At 70.0% G+C, this 17,480-nt stretch carries 14 protein-coding genes and 2 pseudogenes; 8 read left to right on the forward strand and 8 right to left on the reverse strand.

Translation table 11 applies throughout. The annotated features are described in order from the left end of the window. Nucleotides 1-118: 118 nt before the first annotated feature. Both msrA (OH768_RS19600) and OH768_RS19605 read left to right on the forward strand, forming a co-directional pair. Nucleotides 119-799 (forward strand): peptide-methionine (S)-S-oxide reductase MsrA, encoded by a 681-nt coding sequence (gene msrA, locus OH768_RS19600; RefSeq protein ID WP_406455338.1) that lies wholly within the window; start codon nucleotides 119-121, stop codon nucleotides 797-799. Between the two features lie 126 nt (nucleotides 800-925). Beyond that, the gene (locus OH768_RS19605; RefSeq protein ID WP_406455340.1) at nucleotides 926-1,528 is read left to right on the forward strand and encodes a DUF4291 domain-containing protein; all 603 of its coding nucleotides are present in this window, start codon (nucleotides 926-928) and stop codon (nucleotides 1,526-1,528) included. A gap of 131 nt (nucleotides 1,529-1,659) precedes the next feature. On the opposite strand, the gene msrA (OH768_RS19610) is transcribed toward OH768_RS19605, so the two are convergent. Continuing rightward, nucleotides 1,660-2,172 carry a peptide-methionine (S)-S-oxide reductase MsrA gene (gene msrA, locus OH768_RS19610; RefSeq protein WP_406455342.1) on the reverse strand — a complete coding sequence of 171 codons (513 nt, stop codon included), beginning with the start codon at nucleotides 2,170-2,172 and terminating at the stop codon, nucleotides 1,660-1,662. A 140-nt stretch (nucleotides 2,173-2,312) separates the two neighbouring features. Here msrA (OH768_RS19610) and OH768_RS19615 point away from each other — a divergent pair. The 5 genes and pseudogenes from OH768_RS19615 to OH768_RS19635 all read left to right on the forward strand — a co-directional run bounded on the left by OH768_RS19615 (nucleotide 2,313) and on the right by OH768_RS19635 (nucleotide 7,267). Next, a pseudogene (locus OH768_RS19615) lies at nucleotides 2,313-3,247 on the forward strand (serine hydrolase domain-containing protein). A gap of 69 nt (nucleotides 3,248-3,316) precedes the next feature. Next, nucleotides 3,317-4,078 carry a hypothetical protein gene (locus tag OH768_RS19620; RefSeq protein ID WP_406455344.1) on the forward strand — a complete coding sequence of 254 codons (762 nt, stop codon included), beginning with the start codon at nucleotides 3,317-3,319 and terminating at the stop codon, nucleotides 4,076-4,078. A 110-nt stretch (nucleotides 4,079-4,188) separates the two neighbouring features. Beyond that, a complete protein-coding gene (locus OH768_RS19625; protein WP_406465343.1) occupies nucleotides 4,189-5,211 on the forward strand; it encodes an ABC transporter substrate-binding protein in 1,023 nt (340 codons plus the stop codon). Between the two features lie 32 nt (nucleotides 5,212-5,243). Continuing rightward, entirely contained in the window at nucleotides 5,244-6,233 is a 990-nt protein-coding gene (locus OH768_RS19630; protein ID WP_406455346.1) for a FecCD family ABC transporter permease, read from the forward strand. Next, on the forward strand, nucleotides 6,230-7,267 hold the full coding sequence (locus tag OH768_RS19635; RefSeq protein WP_406455348.1) for a FecCD family ABC transporter permease: 1,038 nt from the start codon (nucleotides 6,230-6,232) through the stop codon (nucleotides 7,265-7,267). Before OH768_RS19630 ends, OH768_RS19635 begins: the two co-directional genes overlap by 4 nt. Nucleotides 7,268-7,367: 100 nt before the next feature. Here the strand turns inward: OH768_RS19635 and OH768_RS19640 are convergent, their stop codons facing one another. Beyond that, on the reverse strand, nucleotides 7,368-8,408 hold the full coding sequence (locus tag OH768_RS19640) for an NAD(P)-dependent alcohol dehydrogenase (RefSeq protein ID WP_406455350.1): 1,041 nt from the start codon (nucleotides 8,406-8,408) through the stop codon (nucleotides 7,368-7,370). Between the two features lie 170 nt (nucleotides 8,409-8,578). Between OH768_RS19640 and OH768_RS19645 the strand changes: the two genes are divergently transcribed. Continuing rightward, complete coding sequence (locus tag OH768_RS19645; RefSeq protein ID WP_406465345.1) at nucleotides 8,579-9,511, forward strand: helix-turn-helix domain-containing protein; 933 nt, start codon at nucleotides 8,579-8,581, stop codon at nucleotides 9,509-9,511. On the opposite strand, the gene OH768_RS19650 is transcribed toward OH768_RS19645, so the two are convergent. The 6 genes and pseudogenes from OH768_RS19650 to OH768_RS19675 form a co-directional block, all read right to left on the reverse strand. Beyond that, the gene (locus tag OH768_RS19650; RefSeq protein ID WP_406455352.1) at nucleotides 9,501-10,013 is read right to left on the reverse strand and encodes a hypothetical protein; all 513 of its coding nucleotides are present in this window, start codon (nucleotides 10,011-10,013) and stop codon (nucleotides 9,501-9,503) included. The two genes, OH768_RS19645 and OH768_RS19650, sit on opposite strands and share 11 nt — an antisense overlap. Continuing rightward, nucleotides 10,010-10,201: pseudogene (locus tag OH768_RS19655) on the reverse strand (antibiotic biosynthesis monooxygenase); the annotation flags it as partial. The gene OH768_RS19650 and the pseudogene OH768_RS19655, both read right to left, overlap by 4 nt. 269 nt (nucleotides 10,202-10,470) lie before the next feature. Then, nucleotides 10,471-13,827, reverse strand: coding sequence for a S8 family peptidase (locus OH768_RS19660; protein WP_406455354.1), 3,357 nt, complete (start codon nucleotides 13,825-13,827; stop codon nucleotides 10,471-10,473). Nucleotides 13,828-14,090: 263 nt separating this feature from the next. Next, complete coding sequence (locus OH768_RS19665) at nucleotides 14,091-14,777, reverse strand: ABC transporter ATP-binding protein (protein WP_406455356.1); 687 nt, start codon at nucleotides 14,775-14,777, stop codon at nucleotides 14,091-14,093. Between the two features lie 87 nt (nucleotides 14,778-14,864). Next, entirely contained in the window at nucleotides 14,865-16,334 is a 1,470-nt protein-coding gene (locus tag OH768_RS19670; protein WP_406455358.1) for an ABC transporter permease, read from the reverse strand. A 152-nt stretch (nucleotides 16,335-16,486) separates the two neighbouring features. Beyond that, entirely contained in the window at nucleotides 16,487-17,167 is a 681-nt protein-coding gene (locus OH768_RS19675) for a DUF4232 domain-containing protein (protein ID WP_406455360.1), read from the reverse strand. Nucleotides 17,168-17,480: the final 313 nt, after the last annotated feature.

Here is a 17,480-nt window from a genome sequence, read left to right on the forward strand (position 1 = left end):
AGGGGGCCGGCGGGGGCTTCAGGACCGCCGTATGCGAAGACGGGACCGGAATTCTCGAAGCCCCTCGCCCGTTGACGCTTCGGCCTCGGACTCACCCCGGGGCCCGTTGGGAGAGCGCATGTTCCTGTACAGCCGTACGCCCCAGCTGCCGACCCCTGAGCACGCTCTGCAGGGTAGGCCGGAGCGGGTGTTCGCGGTCCCCGACCGCCACATCGTCCTCGGTACACCGTTGCTCGGTCCCTACCCCGGGCACCTGGAGGTCGCCGACTTCGGGCTGGGCTGCTTCTGGGGTGCCGAGCGCAAGTTCTGGCAGCTCCCGGTGGGGGTGTGGACGACCCTGGTCGGCTATCAGGGCGGCTACACGGAGAACCCGCACTACGAGGAGGTCTGCTCGGGCCTGACCGGCCACACGGAGGCGGTCCGTGTGGTCTACGACCCGGCGCTGATCTCGTACGAGAAGCTGCTGAAGACGTTCTGGGAGTCCCACAACCCGACGCAGGGCTTCCGCCAGGGCAACGACGTGGGCACGCAGTACCGCTCCGCGATCTACCCCCACACCCCGGCACAGGCAGCCGCGGCGGAAACCTCCCGCAGGGCCTACCAACAGGTCCTCACGGGTTCGGGCTTCGGGACGATCACCACGGAGATCCTGCCGGCGGAGGGGCGGGTGTTCTACCCGGCCGAGGGATACCACCAGCAGTACCTGGCCAAGAATCCGGCGGGGTACTGCGGGATCGGCGGGACCGGGGTGTCCTGCCCGACGGGTTTCGCTCCTGCGCCGGAAGCCATGGACAAGTAGGACCGAGGTGCTGAAGAGCCGTGGGACCGGCCATGCGCACGGCGCTGCGGCCGATGCTCCCCGTCACATCGAACGGCAGTAGAAATTCAGTGGCCGCCTGAACCGGCCGACCCCACGCTGTACGCCATGGACCAACCGCAACACACGATCCGTGCGGCCTACTCGGAATCCGCGATCACCGTCTACCAGGCGTACTCGCCCGAGATCGGCCTGGCCGCCGTCCGCGACGGCCGTTTCCCCGCCGCGTGGAAGCGGGACAGGATGACGTGGATCAAGCCGTCGTTCCTGTGGATGATGTACCGCTGCGGCTGGGGCGCCAAGACAGGGCAGGAGACCGTCCTCGCCATCGACATCAGCCGTGACGGCTTCGAGTGGGCGCTGCGCAATGCGTGTCTGTCGAGTTACGTCCGCGGGGTGCACCCCGACCGAGCCACCTGGCAGCGTCAGTTGAAGCGCGCGCCCACCCGCGTTCAGTGGGACCCCGAGCGGGACCTGCACCTCCAGCCCCTGCCGTACCGATCCCTGCAACTGGGCCTCTCCGGCGAGGCTGCACGGCGCTACGCGGACGAGTGGACGGTCGCCATCCGCGACGTGACCCCGCTCGCCCACAATCTCCACGCGCTCGTCAGCCGTGGCGAGTTGGACTCCGCCACGCGGCTGCTGCCCCAGGAACTCCCTTATCCCGCTTATCCCGCTGGAGAGGAATCACTTGCCCACCTCCTGGAATGACGGGCCGGCTCACCCGACAGACGACCGCGGCCGACGGGTCACACGGCAGCACAGGCTCGCCGGGACCGAGGTGTCCTGCCCGATCGGTGCGCAGCTGGCCGACGGATGAGCGGCGACCTCGACAGAGAGGGTCAGCCCTCCGTGCGTGCCGGCAGGCGCCAGCCCGGGCGGGGGAAGTGGCAGGTGTAGCCGTCCGGGTAACGCTGCAGGTAGTCCTGGTGCTCGGGCTCGGCCTGCCAGAAGGGGCCGACCGGCTCCACCTCGGTGACGACCTTGCCGGGCCACAGGCCGGAGGCGTCCACGTCGGCGATCGTGTCCTCGGCGATCCGCTTCTGCTCGTCGTCCGCGTAGTAGATCGCGGAGCGGTAGCTGAGGCCGATGTCGTTGCCCTGGCGGTTCTTGGTGCTCGGGTCGTGGATCTGGAAGAAGAACTCCAGGAGCGCGCGGTAGTCGGTCTTCTCGGGGTCGTAGAGGATCTCTATGGCCTCCGCGTGCGTGCCGTGGTTGCGATAGGTCGCGTTCTCCACGTCACCGCCGGTGTATCCGACGCGGGTCGCCGTCACTCCGGGGAGCCGGCGGATCAGCTCCTCCATCCCCCAGAAACATCCGCCCGCCAGTACGGCCCTCTGCGTCTGCGCAGCCATCGCGATCCCTCCACTTTCTGTCGGCTCGGTCACCCACAGTCCACAACGCGCGAGGACGCCCGGCGATTCCGTACCCGTACGACCGGGCGGCCCGGAAAGTCGGTTGCTTCCGACGGCTCCGAGAGCGCTGAATGCCGGGTATAGCCGATATTCAGGGATCGTACGACGACCTGTTCGACGCGGTACCCCGTGCGCTGGCCGGAATGCTGGACTCCGGGGACGCGGGGCCTCGGTCGCGGTGTTCGTGGACGGTGAGCCGGTGGTGGACGTGTGGGGCGGGTTCGCCGACACGGACCGCACCACCCCATGGCAGCGGGACACGATCACCAATGTCTGGTCCGTCACCAAGACCATGACGGCGCTGTGCGCGCTGATCCTGGCCGACCGCGGCGAACTCGACCCGGACGCGCCGGTCGGCCGTCACTGGCCGGAGTTCGCCGCGGCGGGCAAGGAGAAGGTCCTCGTACGGCACCTGCTCTCGCACACCGCGGGACTGCCCGACTGGGACGGGCCGGTCGAGGAGCTGTACGACTGGACGTCCGCCACGGCACGCCTGGCGGCCCTGGCTCCGCAGTGGGAACCGGGCAGTGCCGCCGGATACCACTCCCTCACCCAGGGGTTCCTGGTGGGCGAGGTCGTACGCCGGATCACCGGCCGCAGCGTGGGCGAGTTCTTCGCGGCGGAGGTGGCCGGCCCGCTGGGCGCGCAGATCCCCGCGGCGAGCGGATTCGGCAACGCCCGCTCGGTCGCGCTGGTGCAGTCGGTGCCGGCCTGTGGCGGAGCGGTGGGCGGGGTGCGGCTGCTGTCGGCGGCGGGGTGTGACCGTGCGCGGGAGGAGCAGTTCGCCGGCGAGGACCGCAGGCTGGGCATGCCGGTCCGGTGGGGGCTGGGCTACGGGTTGTTCGGCGGCGCCTTCGGGTGGGGCGGCTGGGGCGGTTCGCTCGTCGTGATCGATCCCGAGAGCCGGATGGCGGTCGCCTACGTGACCGACCAGATGCGCGATCCGGCGGACGACACCCGGGGGATGGAGCTGGTGACGGCCGCCTACGACGGGCTCAAGGGGCTGCGGGCCTGATCGGAGCGGCAGTCCGGCCCGGCGGCAAAAGCGTGTGACAGGGGTCGGGGGACGGGATGTAATGCGCTGGTGAACGAGCCGAGTGAGCCCGCCGGACCCAGCACCTTTCTGATCGGCGGCGGCTGGGACACTCCCGCCGTCCATGCTCCCTTCCTGCGCGCCGCTGCGGCCTCCGCCGGGGCCGTGCCCCGCGTCGGCTGTGTGATCGTCGACGAGGGCGAGGGCGAAGGAGACCGTCAATTCGCCCGCTACGACGCCGCGTTGAGGGCCGCCGCCGACTGCACACCCGTACCGTCGCTCGTGCCGATCGGTGAGCGCTACGACATCAGAGCGGCCTCGGACGTGGACGGGCTGCTGGTGTGCGGCGGGCTGACCCCCGCCTATCAGGACGCCTTCGCCGGCTGTCTCGACCTGTTGCCCGGCCTTCTCGCCGAGCGGCGCATCCCGTACGCCGGGTTCTCCGCCGGAGCGGCCCTCGCCGCACGGTCGGCTGTCGTCGGCGGGTGGCTGCTCGACGGCGTTCCGGTGTGTCCGGAGGACACTGCGGAGGACCTCGAAGAGATCGCCGTACGGCCGGGGTTCGGGCTCGTGCCCTTCGCCGTGGACGCGCACGCGGCGCAGTGGGGGACGCTGCCGCGGCTGATCGCGGCCGTCACCCGACACCGGCTCCCGCACGGCGTCGCCGTCGACGAGAACACGCTGGTCGAGGTGGCGGCGGACGGCCGTGCGCGCGTCTCCGGGCTGGGGCGGGCGCACTCGGTGCGGCCGTCGGCGGACGGTGGTGTGCTCGTGCGCTCCTATGGAGCCGGCGAGTCGTTTCTCACCCACTGAGCCCCCTGGCCGACCCACTCCGACGGCAAGCTAAGGTAAGCCTTACCTGGCCAGTTTCGATCGGAGTGACAGTGACAGTGCGTGCGTTCAAGAGGAAGGCTGTCACGGCGGTGGCCGCCGTGACCGTCGTCGGGGGGCTGCTGGCCGGGTGCTCGTCCTCCTCCGCCGACAACGATGCCGGGAAGACGACCGAGGGCTCGCAGAACAAGGTGATCGGCGCCTCGGAGGGGCCGTCCGCCGCGCCGAGCACCCTCGCGACCGGCATGGGCGCGGACACCGACACCGATGGGACCTTCCCCCGGACCGTCACGCACTTCGAGGGCAGGACGACGATCAAGGCGAAGCCCAGGAAGATCGCCGTGCTGAGCACCGGGCAGCTCGACGACCTGCTCTCCCTCGGCACCGTCCCGACGGCCACCACCCGCGCCGACAACGCCGGGCTCGTCCCCGACTATCTCGCGGACGCCTTCCCGGCCGACAAGTCGAAGCTGGCCGCGATGACGGACGCGGGCACGCGCCAGGCGCCCAATCTGGAGACACTGGCCGCCGCGAAGCCCGATCTGATCCTCGCCAACGACTCGCTCGGCGACCTCTACCCCAAGCTGTCGAAGATCGCGCCGACCGTCATCACGGCCGGCAACGGCATCAACTGGAAGCGCGACCTGCTGCTCGTCGGCGACGCGATCGGCAAGGGGCAGCAGGCGCAGCAGCTGCTCGACGGGATCGTCGAGGACGCGCACGAGAAGGGGGAGGCGCTGTCGAAGACCTCCGTGTCGATGCTGCGGTTCACGGCCGGCCGGACCCGGATGTTCGGCGTCTCCTCCTTCACCGGTTCGATCGCCGTCGACATGGGGCTCGACCGGCCCAAGTCGCAGCAGTTCAAGGCGATTTCGCAGGACATCGGCGCGGAGAGCATCGACTCGGCCGACGGTGACTGGATCTTCTACTCGGTGCAGGGCGACGCTGGCAGGACCGACGCGGTGAGCGTGGTGGCCGGGCCGCTGTGGAAGTCGATGAAGGCCGTGAAGGCCGGGCACGCGGTGAAGGTCGACGACGACCCCTGGTACCTCAACGCGGGCCCGACCGCGGCCCGCCTCGTCGTCCTCCAACTCGCCGAGGACATCAGCAAGTAGAGACAAGTAGAGAGACGAGCAGCGGAAGAGAAGTGAGCCTCAAACGCCTCGCCTGGCCGGCGGCCGCCCTCGCGGTGGCCGCCGCCGTGCTGCTCAGCCTCGCCGTCGGTACCCGCCCGGTCCCGCCCTCCGCCGTACTCGACGCCCTTCTGCACGGCGGGAGTTCACCGGACGCGCTGGTCGTACGGTCGCTGCGGCTGCCCCGCACCGAGATCGGGCTGACGGCGGGCGCGGCGCTCGGCGTGGCGGGCGCGGCACTTCAGGCGATCACTCGTAATCCGCTCGCCGACCCGGGCATCCTCGGCCTCAGCCAGGGCGCGGCGGCCGGTGTCGTCCTCGCCATCGCGACCGGCCTGGCGAGCGGCTTCGAGGGCTACGTCTGGTACGCCTTCGCCGGTGCCGTCCTCGCCGCCTGTCTGGTCTACGGCATCGCCGCGCGCGGACGCGGTGGGGCGTCCCCGGTGAAACTCGCCCTCGCCGGTACGGCGTTGTCCGCGATGACCGCCGGTGGTACGACCGTCGTCCTGACCTCCGGTTCGGCCACCCTGGACCAGTTCCGGTTCTGGCAGGTCGGCTCGCTGAGCGGGCGGGACGCCGACACCGTCGTACGGATGCTGCCGTTCCTGGCGGCGGGCGCGGTGCTGGTGCTCGCCTGTGCGCGCGGGCTGGACGCGCTGGCGCTCGGGGACGAGACGGCGCGGGCGCTGGGGCATCGGGTGGGGGTCGTACGGGTGTGTGCGGCGCTCGGCGCGACCCTGCTGGTGGCGTCGGCGGTGGCCGCCGCCGGTCCGATCGCCTTCGTCGGGCTCGCCGTCCCGCATCTGGCCCGTCGGCTCACCTCGGGCGGTCATCGCGGTCTGCTCCCGCTGTCCGCGCTGCTCGGTGCGGCACTGCTGGTCGCGGCGGACGCGGCTGGCCGGGTGGTGCGGGCACCGGCGGAGGTGCCGGCCGGGGTGATGACGGCGTTGGTGGGGGTGCCGGTGCTGGTGGTGCTGGTGCGGCGTCGGGGAACCGCGCTGTGAGCACCACCGGCGTCACCGTCCTGCGCCCGCGCCCCACCATCTCCCTTCTGCTGCACCGCCGTTCGGCCGCCGTGGCCGTAACTCTCGTACTGCTGCTGGCCGTTGCGATGGGCGCGGCGGCCTGTCTCGGGCAGACCTATATCTCACCTGCCGAGGTGTGGCACACGCTGCGTACCGGTTCCGGGCAGTACGACCTTGTCGTCAACGAGTTGCGGGTGCCGCGGATCGTGCTGGGGGCGCTGGTCGGGGTGGCGCTGGGGCTGGCGGGGGCGCTGGTGCAGACCGTCACGCGGAATCCGCTGGCCAGCCCGGATGTGATCGGGGTCGGGCACGGTGCCGCCGCCGCGACCGTGCTCGCGCTGTCCACCGGGCTGGTCGCCTCGCCGGGTGCGATGCCCGTCGTCTCCGTGGTGGGCGGACTCGCCGCCGCCGCGCTCGTGTACGTGCTGGCGTGGCGGCACGGGATGCAGCCGAGTCGGTTCGTGCTCACGGGAGTTGGTATCGGGGTCGCGCTGTCGGCCGTCGTGCAGCTGTATCTCGCCGACAGCGAACTGGAGGCCGCCGAGCAGGTGAAGCTGTGGCTGACCGGGTCGCTCAACGGGCGCGGCTGGGAGCAGGCGGGGCCGCTGGCCGGCGTACTGCTGGTGTGTCTGCCCGCGCTGGTGTGGGCGAGCCGGGCCGTACGGCCGCTCGGGCTCGACGCCGATACGGCGGCCTCGCTGGGGGTGCGGGTGGACCGGGCGCGGCTCGCGCTGACCGTGCTCGGGGTGGTGCTGGCCGCGACGGCGACCGGGGCGGCCGGGCCGATCGGGTTTGTCGCGCTGACCGCCCCGCAGTTGGCCCGCCGGCTCACGCGTACGCCTCAACTTCCGCTGCTGTGCTCGGCGTTGACGGGTGCGGTGATTCTGGTGACGGCCGATCTCGCGGCGCGGACGATCCTGCCTCCGCTGGAGGTGCCGGTCGGCGCGCTGACCTCGCTGGTCGGTGGGCCGTATCTGCTGTGGCTGCTGGGGCGGAGCCGGGCGGAACGCTGAGGGCCGAGAAGGGGGGTGGGGTACCTGTCCCAGAAAAGTGTGACGTTTTCGGGCGGAAGTGTCACACTTTTTTGAAGTAGGTACCCCACCCCCCTGCCCGTCAGATGGTGGCGGTGTCGATCACGAAGCGGTAGCGGACATCGCTCGCGAGGACTCGCTCATAGGCCTCGTTGATCTGGTCGGCGGAGATCAGCTCGATCTCGGCGCCGAAGCCGTGCTCGGCGCAGAAGTCCAGCATCTCCTGGGTCTCCTGGATGCCGCCGATACCGGAACCGGCGAGGGTCTTGCGGCCGCCGATCACGGAGAACAGGTTGAGGGAGACGGGCTCCTCGGGGGCGCCCACGTTGACCAGCGCGCCGTCCGTCTTCAGCAGCGAGAGGTACGCGCCGAGGTTGAGCGGGGCCGACACGGTGGAGATGATCAGGTCGAGTGTGCCGCGCAGTTCCTCGAAGGTCTTCGGGTCGCTGGTCGCGTAGTAGTGGTCGGCGCCGAGCTTCAGGCCGTCCTCCTTCTTGCGCAGGGACTGCGAGAGGACGGTGACCTCCGCACCGAGCGCGTGCGCGATCTTGACGCCCATGTGACCGAGGCCGCCCATGCCGATGATCGCGACCTTCTTGCCGGGGCCGGCGTTCCAGTGCTTCAGCGGCGAGTAGGTGGTGATGCCGGCGCAGAGCAGCGGGGCGGCCACATCGAGGGAAATGCCCTCGGGAATGCCGAGGACGAAGTTCTCGTCGACGACGATCTTCTCGGCGTAGCCGCCATAGGTGGGCTCGCCGTCCTTGTCGAGCGCGTTGTACGTGCCGACGTTGCCGCCGGTGCAGTACTGCTCCAGGCCGGCCTTGCAGTTGTCGCACTCGCGGCAGGAGTCGACCATGCAGCCGACGCCCACCCGGTCGCCCACCCGGAACTTGGTGACACCCGGGCCGACCTCGGAGACGATGCCGGCGATCTCGTGGCCGGGCACCATCGGGAAGATGGCCTCGCCCCAGCCCTCGCGGGCCTGGTGGATGTCCGAGTGGCAGATGCCGGCGAACTTGATGTCGATCAGGACGTCGAACTCGCGGACCGCCCGGCGCTCGATCGTGGTGCGCTCCAGGGGAGCCTTGGCGGCGGGGGCTGCGTAAGCGGCGACTGTGGTCATGCCGGAACACTCCTAGGGGGGATGTGCGCCCGGCTGCCTTCCGGCCGGGCACGCTGAACAGCCTGCCCGAACGCCCGACGGCTACCCAGGCCACGCTTCTGCGTACGTCCGCTGTGCCTACCACCAGCGAGGTCAGGCTCATGGACGTACGACCGGGAATACTGGAACGCATGGACGAACAGCCCGAATCCGCCACCGAGCCCCTGGACCCCGGCCGGCCGCTGGACCAGCGTGCCGAGCTCAGCGAGTTCCTGCGCAGCCGGCGGGCCCGGCTGAAGCCGGAGGACGTCGGGCTGCCGGACTTCGGGCGGCACCGCCGGGTGCCCGGGCTGCGGCGCGAGGAGCTGGCGCAGCTGGCCGGGGTGTCGGTGGCGTACTACACCCGGCTTGAGCAGGGCAACGGGCGGAACGTGTCGGCGGAGGTCCTCGACGCGATCGCCCGCGCGCTGCGCCTCTCGGACGCCGAGTCCTCGCACCTCACCCACCTGGCGAAGCCGAAGCAGCACAAGAAGAAGTCGTCGGCCCCGGCCCAGCATGTGCGGGCGCCGCTGCGGCAGCTGCTCGACACGATCGACACGGTCCCTGCGTACATCACGGGCCGCCGCACGGACATCCTGGTGTGGAACCGGATGGCCGCGGCGGTCTTCGGCGACTGGTCCGAGCTGCCGCCGCAGGAGCGGAACTGGGCGCGGCTGGTGTTCCTGCGGCCCGAGTACCGGGACCTGTTCGTGGAGTGGGAGCAGAAGGCGACGGACATCGTCAGCATGCTGCGGATGGACGCGGGCTACTGCCCGGACGACCCGCGGCTGTCCGCGCTGGTGGGCGAACTCTCCGTGAAGAGCGAGGAGTTCAGGCGGCTGTGGGCGACCCACGACGTCAAGGAGAAGACCTACGGCGTCAAGCGCCTCCTCCATCCGCTGGTCGGTGACCTCACCCTGCACTTCGAGGGTTTCCGCCTGTCGGACGGCTCCGAGCAGATCCTCGTCACCTACCACGCTGAACCGGGCTCCCCGTCCGCCGACGCCCTTCGCCTGCTGGCGAGCTGGGGCGCGGACGCGACCCGCGCGGGGGCGTCGGCCGACCGTCCCGGACTCACTCCGTGACGCCGAGGTCGGCCCGCATCAGCCGCCGCATCGCGGTCAGCCGGGGCTCTGCCTCCTTCAGGTCGAGCATGACCTGCTCGGCGTTCTCGCCGTCCCGCGTCAGCCCCCGGTCGAGCCGTTTCACGGCGGCGTCGGCGGCCACGAGGACCTCGTTCACCGCACGTGACGCGTCCAGGACGCGTTCGGGTACGACCATCTGCGCCTCGGCGTAGCGGTCCCGGTGCTCACGGCGCGCCTCTTCCAGCTGGTCGCGTTCCCGCTCGGTGTAGACGCCGTCGCGGATGCGGTGCAGGGCGTCCTTGAGGAGCGTATGGAAGTGCCGCGAGGAACGGTTCATGGCCGTGTACGCGTCCCGCCGCTCCTCGAACAGCCGCCTGCGCTCGGCGACTTGGGCGTCCTCGGCACGCTGCCGGGCGGTGAGGCGCTGACTGAGAACGGGCGCGAAGAGCGTACCGAGCACACCGACGACGGCGGTGATCATGGCGGTGACGGCGGCGGTCATGGCGTGACCTTATGGCACCCCTGGTACGGCGGCATCGATCCCCAGCTCCACCGCGGTACCGGCTGTTCCGCCGGTGGCTGGGCGTCCGGGGCGGAGAAGTACACGGCCAGGCGCGTGCCCCATTCCACGTATGCGACGAACGCCGAGCGGAGCTCCGCGTCCGTCGGCAGGCCGGCGTCGTCCGCCGCCGCGGGTCGGTGGGGGCTGGTCGCGCACTTCCCCGCGCCCCTTACGGGGCGCTGTACCAGCGCCGGACTTCAACGAAGCTGGAGCCAGAAGGCGTCCTGGGGCATTCCTTCGCCAACCCGGTAACAGGGAGAATGCCTCGGCTCCGTTGCCCAGTTCTACCTGGTGGGGACGGTCGGGGCTGTCATGGGGCCACAGAAACACGAAGGGCCCGCCGGAAGCCGCACTTCCGGCGGGCCGTTCGCTGTCGGCCTACTCAGGTGCTAGTGGCTCACTTGGCGTAGTACGCGTTGTAGATCGAGATCGTCGACTTGTTGCCCTTCTTGTCGGCGATCTTGGCGTGGAAGGAGATGGCCTTGCCCTTGGCGGGGTTGGTGACCGTGATCTTGCCGTTGACGACAGTGACCTTCTTCCAGGTCTGGCCGTAGTCGTACGACACCCACACGCCGAGCGACTTGAGGTTGCGGCCGGCCGCCGCGCCCTCGACGGTGACCGGGAAGGTCACCTTCTTGCCGGCCTCGACGCGGCTGTCCGGGCCGGTGACCGCGTGGAAACGGGCCGTGGAGACCGGGAGTTGGGCGACGGTGTCACCGGACGGCTTCTTCGAGGAGAACGTCCAGCTCGCGTCGATCCGGGTGGAGGCGGCGGCGACCTTGACGCTGCGGATGACCGAAGTGGTCAGTTTGTACGAGGCATTGGCGGCCGGGACCTTGAACGTGTCCCCGCCGAACAGCGGGTCCTTGTTGGAGCCGACCTTGGTGCCGTTGCGGTACAGGCTCGTGTTGACCGAGGTGAACGTCGACGAGCCCGGGTTGCCCTGGGAGTCGGCGAACAGCGGCACCCGCCCGGCAATGTCGTTGCCGATGCGGAACACGCCGTAGGCGGCGGTGAGATGGGGGCCGAAGACTGCCGTGTTGAAGGTCTTGGAGTAGGTCTGGCCCGCCTTGAAGGTCTGCAGGTCGTTCAGGGTGTAGTAGGCCTCCGTGATCGGGAAGCCGTCCGCGTCGAGCCCGCCGTCCTGCTCGAACTCCAGCCCCCACTGCACTCCGTTGATGGTGGAGACGTGCAGGGTGCGGGTGCCGGGCAGCTTCTGCTGGACGCCGGTGGCGGAGCCGCCGAGGCCGTTGGGCACATAGCCGAAGGCGGCCACCTGACCCGTCTTGCCGCTCGCCGCGGCGCCCATGTGGGCCTTCACCGTGGCGAGTTCGGTCGCCTTGTAGTGCCTGGTGTAGCCGGTGGCGAGCTGCTTGACCTTGGCCGCGGTCGTGGTGTCGTACTGCTCGTCGGCGCCCTTGATGAAGTGGGCGTCCCACTGCTCGGTCAGCGAACCGTCGGTGATCTGCGGACCGAGGTGCGCGGTACGGAAGTTGGCGTACGTCTCCAGGAACCAGCCGAAGGAGATGTCCCCGTCGCCGGTCTCGAGCAGGTAGGCCGGTGACGCGAAGACCGACTTGGCGCCGGTGTCGGGCACCGTGATGTCGACCGGCTTCGTCGTGCGGGCGTCGAGGGTCAGCGTGGTGTCCTTGCTGATGTCCAGCTTGGGCCGGGCGAGCCAGTCGGCACCCTTGGCCGCGTCCTCCGGGTCCACGAAGATCGCGCCGTCGAGGACGTAACCGCCCTTGGGGACCCGGACCTTGACGGTGCCCGAGGCGTCGTAGGGGCTGAAGAACTGGCCGTTGCCGAGCCCGGAGACACCCGCCACCGAGGCGCTGTAGTAGGTGGCGGGGGTGCCGTCACGGTTGACGAACTTCAGTGTCAGGTCGTACGACTGCACCTCGCGCACCACGGCCGCGGCCGTACGGACGTTCTGTCCGCCGCCGGTCGCCGTCACATACGCGGAGTAGGCGCCGTCGAGCGTGCCGCCGAGCTTGGTGTTGACGGTCAGGGCGACCGAGGCCTTGCCACCGGCCGGGACGGTCACCTTCGTGGCGCCCAGCTTGAAGAAGCCCGCGGGGGCCGTGCGGCCCTTGGGGTCGGTGGCCGCCGCCGTGAGGCCGAGGGTGACGGCCGTGGTGCCGAGGTTGCGGTAGGTGAGTTCCTTGCTGACCGGGGTGTCGTCGGTGTGCGGCCACTGCTGCACGCCGAAGCTCACCGACACCGGGTCGGCGATGACGCTCTGCTTGATGGCCTTGTCGACGGCGATACGGCCCGAACCCTGCTGGAACGGCGTGTACTTGCCGCCCTTCGCGGACCCGGTCAGCGCGCCCTTCAGCTCGGCGTAGCCCCACGTGGGGTGCTCCTGCTTGAGGAGGGCGGCGGCGCCCGCGACGTGCGGGGTCGCCATCGACGTACCCGAAATGGTCAGGTAGCCGGGCGGGTTCTCGCCGACCTCCTGGTCGATGAGGCTGCCGGGTGCGGCGGCTGCCGTGATGTCGACGCCGGGCGCGGTGACGTCCGGCTTGATGGCGCCGTCGCCGAGGCGCGGGCCGGTGGAGGAGAAGTCGGCGAGCTTGTCGTTGCCGTCGACGGCGCCGACGGTGATGGCCGCGTCGGCGCTGCCGGGCGAACCGATCGACTCCGGGCCCTCGTTGCCCGCCGCGATGGCGAACAGGATGCCCTTCTCGACGGAGAGCTTGTTGACCTCCGCCTCCAACGGGTCGATCCCCGGGGTGTCTTGACCGCCGAGGCTCAAGTTGACGATGTCGGCGCCCTGTTGGGCCGCCCACTCCATGCCGGCGAGGATGCCGGAGTCGTCGCCGGAGCCGGTGTCGTCGAGGACCTTGCCGCTGAGGATCTTCGCGTCGGGCGCGACGCCCTTGTACTTTCCGTGCGACTTCGCGCCGGTGCCCGCCGCGATGGACGCGACATGGGTGCCATGTCCGACGCGGTCCTTGGTGTCGGCGGAGGTGGAGAAGTTCTTGGCCTCGATCACCTGCGTCTTCAGGTCCGGGTGGTCGGCGTCGACTCCGGTGTCCAGTACGGCGATCTTGACGCCCTTGCCGGTGTAGCCGGCGGCCCATGCCTTGGGGGCGCCGATCTGCGGCACGGACTTGTCGAGGCTGGCCCTGCGGACGCCGTCGAGCCAGACGTGCGCGATGCCGGAGGCCGTACGGTCGCCGTTGGTGACGGCGTCCCACAGTTCGGGGGCGTCCTGCTGCGGGGTCTGGACGGCGTCGGCGTTCAGCGTCTTCAGGGACCGGCGCAGCGTGCCCGCGTCGCGGACGTCGGCTCGGGTGGCGGCCGCGGCGCCCTGGTAGCCGACGATGACCTTCAGGCCGGCCTTCTGGGAGGCGCGCTCGGCGGACTTGTCGAGTTCGGTGATGTCGAAGAGCCGCTGGTCGAGCTTGCCGCTCGCGACCAGGCGGGCCGCGTCGGCGGGTATGACGAGCGTGTGCCCGGCGATCTTCCGCACCTGAACCGGTATGTGCTGACGGCCCTTTGCCGGCTCGAGGCCCACGACCCGGCCCTTGGCGTCGACGGTGACGCGGTCGCCGGTGATCAGCGTCAGATGATGCTCGCCGGCCAGCCGGGCCTGCGCGGCACCAGCCGTACGCAGCGCGGAGCCGGTCGAACTCCCCCCGCCCTGTTCGGACTTCGCCGACGCCGGGCTGGTCATGCCGGCGGCGAGGGCGACGGCGGCGGCCGTGGCGACACCGGCCGCGCACGCTCTCTTCACTTGTCTGCGCAAGACTCCCCCTGGAGCTCAGGTACCGGGCGAATTTCCCCATTCACCCGGCCGGGGGAAAGTTCGCACACCTGCGCGCACACCCCCCGGAACACGAAGTATGCCGAGGGGTGATCAACCGCTCAAGAGATGAGAGGAGGGTAAGAGAGCACGGCCGGAGAATGTTACGGACCCGCGCGAACTCCGTTACCCAGTCGCCGGGTTCAGCCCGCGAGAACTCCGCTAAGGAAACCCCTCCCGCCGAACTCCCTTGCACAGCACCGGAGTTACTTGGACCCCGCGTTCTCCTTCACCGTGATCTTGCCCTTGCGGATGGTGGCGAGACGCGGCGCCTTCTTCGCGATGGCGGAGTCGTGGGTGACCATGATGAAGGTCAGCCCGTGCTCCTTCCACATGCGCTCCAGTACGTCCATGATCTCGTCGCGCATCGACTCGTCGAGATTGCCGGTCGGCTCGTCGGCCAGCAGCACCTTGGGCTGCTTGACGAGCGCGCGGGCGATGGCGACACGCTGCTGCTGTCCGCCGGACAGCTCGCCGGGGAGGTGGTTGGCCCGCTCGCCCAGGCCGACCGAGACCAGCGCCTCGGCGGCCCGTTCACGCCGGACCTTCGCCTTGATGCCGAGCGGTACGAGGGCGGTCTCGACGTTCTCCTGCGCGGTGAGCGTCGGGATCAGGTTGAAGGACTGGAACACGAAGCCGATGTTCTCGCTGCGGACCTTGGTGAGCTTGGCCTCCGACAGCTTCGCCAAGTCGACGCCGTCCAGGACGATTTCGCCTGCGGTGGGGCGGTCGAGGGCGCCGATCATCTGGAGCAGCGTCGACTTGCCGCCGCCTGTGGGGCCCTGGATGACGAGGCGGTCGCCGTCGCCGATGGTCAGGTCGATGCCGTCGAGGGCGTGGACGGTTTCCTTGCCACGTGAGTAGAGCTTGGTGACGCCTCTGAGTTCGTACATCGTGCAGCTCCTGGGGAAGTAAAGGGGGTTGGGGCCCGTCGTGGGACGGGCCCCAAGGCCGGGCGGTGACTGCCGTACCGGTGCGGGCTACTCGACTCGGCGCAGGGCGTCCGCCGGGCGGAGGCGGGAGGCGCGCCAGCCGCCGAAGGCGCCGGCGATCAGGCCGCCGGCGACGGCGAGGCCGACCGCGAGCCCGATGGTGGTGGCGTTGACGGGCGCGGTGAGCGCGACGTCGAGGGTCTTGGCCGCGGCCTGCCGGCCACCGCCGAAGCCACCGCCACCGCCGGGTCCGCCGCCCGGACGGGCGGCGCCGCCGGCCGAGTTGCCGAGGGAGGCGGACAGGGTCGGGCTGATCGCGGTCACGACGTACGCGCCCGCCAGGCCGAGCGCGATACCGAGGGCGCCGCCGACCAGACCGTTGACGATGGCCTCGCCGACCACCTGCCGGGTCACCCGGCCCGACTTCCAGCCGAGCGCCTTCAGCGTGCCGAACTCACGCACCCGGCGGGAGACCGCCGAGGAGGTGAGCAGACCGGCGACCAGGAACGCGGCGATCAGCACCGCGATCGACAGCCACTTGCCGACGCTGGTGGCGAGGGAGGAGGCGGTGGACAGGGACCCGGAGACGGTGTCGGCGAGATCGGCGGACGTGGTGACCGTCGTACCCGAGACATTGCTCGTGATGGTCTTCTTGACGGCCGAGATCTGCTTGGAGTCGGTCGCCTTGACGTAGATCGTGGTGACCTTGTTCTTGTCACCGCTCAGGGTCTGCGCCTGCGTCAGCGGGATGTACAGGTTGGCCGCGGCGTCCCCGCTGGTCGCGGTGGCGATCCCGATGACCTTGTACTTGACGCTCTTGATCGTGACGGTCGAACCGACCTTGAGCTTCTTCGTCTTGGCGTACGCCGAGTCGGCGACGACGACCTTGGAGTTGGCCTCGGCGGTGGTGAAGGTACGGCCGCTGGTGATCTTCGAGGAGGTCAGCGGGCCGAGCGCGGGCTTGGTGACGTCCGTGCCGTAGACCGAGTACGAGTTGATGTTGAAGTTGGCGCCGCCACCGGTGACTTCGCCCTGCGGCGCGCCGGTGGCGCCACCGCGGTTGCCGCCGCCTCCGGTGCCGCTGCTCTGGTTCTGCTGGAACTGGCCGCGGGTGAACTGGCCGTCGACCTTGACGACGTTGAGGCTGAGCCCGCCGACGGCGTCGGACACCCCCTTCTGTCCCGCGACCTTGGTGACGGTGGTGGAGGCCAGCGTCGTGAAGCCCTGGACCATGACGCGGTCACTGCTCTGCGTCTTGCTGTCGTCGTTGTTGTTGGCGTCGAACTGGAACCGCGGCTGCTGCGAGCTGCTCGCGCTGGCCGTGGCCGCCTTGGTGACGGTCATGTCCGTGCCGAGTCCGTACAGCGACTGGAGGACCTTGTCCTGCGCCTTCCCCATGCCGGAGGACACGGAGTTGACCACGATGACCAGCGCAATGCCCAGTGCGAGGCCGGAGGCGACGACGAGGGCCGCTTTTCTGCGGCGGCGCAACTCGCGCCTCAGGTAGGTGAAGAACATGGCCCGCAAGCTAGGTACGGCGCGTGATGATGCCATAAGGCCGACATAAGAGAACGATGAGAAGGCTGTCCGTGGGCAAAGAATGAACCTCTGCGGGGCTGTCAACGGGGGTGCGGGACCCGTGTGACCCCGCGGACGTCTCAGCCCGGCCCTCAGCCTCCGACGGGTCCGGTGTACGTGCCGGGATGCGTGGCGCCGTCCTGGAGCAGGACGCTGCCGCCGGGCCAGGCCAGGGTGGCGGAGGTGGTCTCGTTCGGCGGGGTGACGACGACGGAGGTGGCCTTGAACTCGGTGCCGCTGCCCTGGGTCCAGGGCAGGAAGCTGATGGTGAACGTCGCGGTGCTGCCGGCGGCCAGGGTGACCTTCTTGGGCGTCGCACCGCTGCGGGTCAGTGACCAGCTTCCTCCGGAGGACTTCAGGTCGACCCCGGGGAAGCCCTGGACGGTGCACGCGACGGACGTCTTGTTCTTCAGCACCACGGCCAGTTGCTGCTGGTCGTCCGAGCTGCTGACCTTGCCGTCGCCGGAGCCGAACGAGAAGCCCAGCCCGGCGGTGTGGCAGCGGCCCGCGCCGGTGCCGTCACCGCTGCCGGTGCCCGTACCGCCACCGGTGCTGCTGTCACTTCCACTGGTGCCGCTGCCCGCGTCCTCGGTGGCACCCGCGTTCTCGGCCGTGGCCGTGGCGCCGGCGGCCGCGGTGGCCGAGGACGAGGACGCCGGTGCGGACGACTGGTCGCCCGAGGCGTCGTCGCCACTGCCGTTCCCGCAGGCGGTGAGCGCCAAGGCGAGCGCGGACGTGGCGGCGAGTGCCGTGGCGGCGTGGAGCAGTCGCATCGTGGTACTTCTCCGTTGGATAAGGGGCGCTGACGTGCGCCGTGTTGATCACCACAGTATGGGTGAATCCTCAACAGATCTGTAACCAAGGTGTTCTGACGTTGTATCCGGCAAAAGGGGTGACCTCGACTCGTGTGGCCGTCGTCGGTGCCGAGAACGCGGACGCGGACGGTCACCGGAGTCCCCTCCCCCCACGTGGTCGATCACGTTGGTCACCAACTCCGTTGCGCAGAGGCGGACGACTTCGTCTGCGTTTTCTGCGGCGGCGATCTGCCTGCGGCGTGGAACGTGGATCCCACCGGTTGAGGGACGG

The sequence above is a fragment of the Streptomyces sp. NBC_01622 genome (assembly GCF_045209635.1).
GTDB lineage: Bacteria > Actinomycetota > Actinomycetes > Streptomycetales > Streptomycetaceae > Streptomyces.

Excerpts from the sequence above, each read along its gene's own strand:
- OH768_RS19670 (WP_406455358.1), bottom strand. The coding sequence starts at position 16,334 with ATGTTCTTCACCTACCTGAGGCGCGAGTTGCGCCGCCGCAGAAAAGCG.
- msrA (WP_406455338.1), top strand. The coding sequence starts at position 119 with ATGTTCCTGTACAGCCGTACGCCCCAGCTGCCGACCCCTGAGCACGCT.
- msrA (WP_406455342.1), bottom strand. The coding sequence starts at position 2,172 with ATGGCTGCGCAGACGCAGAGGGCCGTACTGGCGGGCGGATGTTTCTGG.
- OH768_RS19605 (WP_406455340.1), top strand. The coding sequence starts at position 926 with ATGGACCAACCGCAACACACGATCCGTGCGGCCTACTCGGAATCCGCG.
- OH768_RS19665 (WP_406455356.1), bottom strand. The coding sequence starts at position 14,777 with ATGTACGAACTCAGAGGCGTCACCAAGCTCTACTCACGTGGCAAGGAA.
- OH768_RS19650 (WP_406455352.1), bottom strand. The coding sequence starts at position 10,013 with ATGACCGCCGCCGTCACCGCCATGATCACCGCCGTCGTCGGTGTGCTC.
- OH768_RS19675 (WP_406455360.1), bottom strand. The coding sequence starts at position 17,167 with ATGCGACTGCTCCACGCCGCCACGGCACTCGCCGCCACGTCCGCGCTC.
- OH768_RS19645 (WP_406465345.1), top strand. The coding sequence starts at position 8,579 with ATGGACGAACAGCCCGAATCCGCCACCGAGCCCCTGGACCCCGGCCGG.
- OH768_RS19640 (WP_406455350.1), bottom strand. The coding sequence starts at position 8,408 with ATGACCACAGTCGCCGCTTACGCAGCCCCCGCCGCCAAGGCTCCCCTG.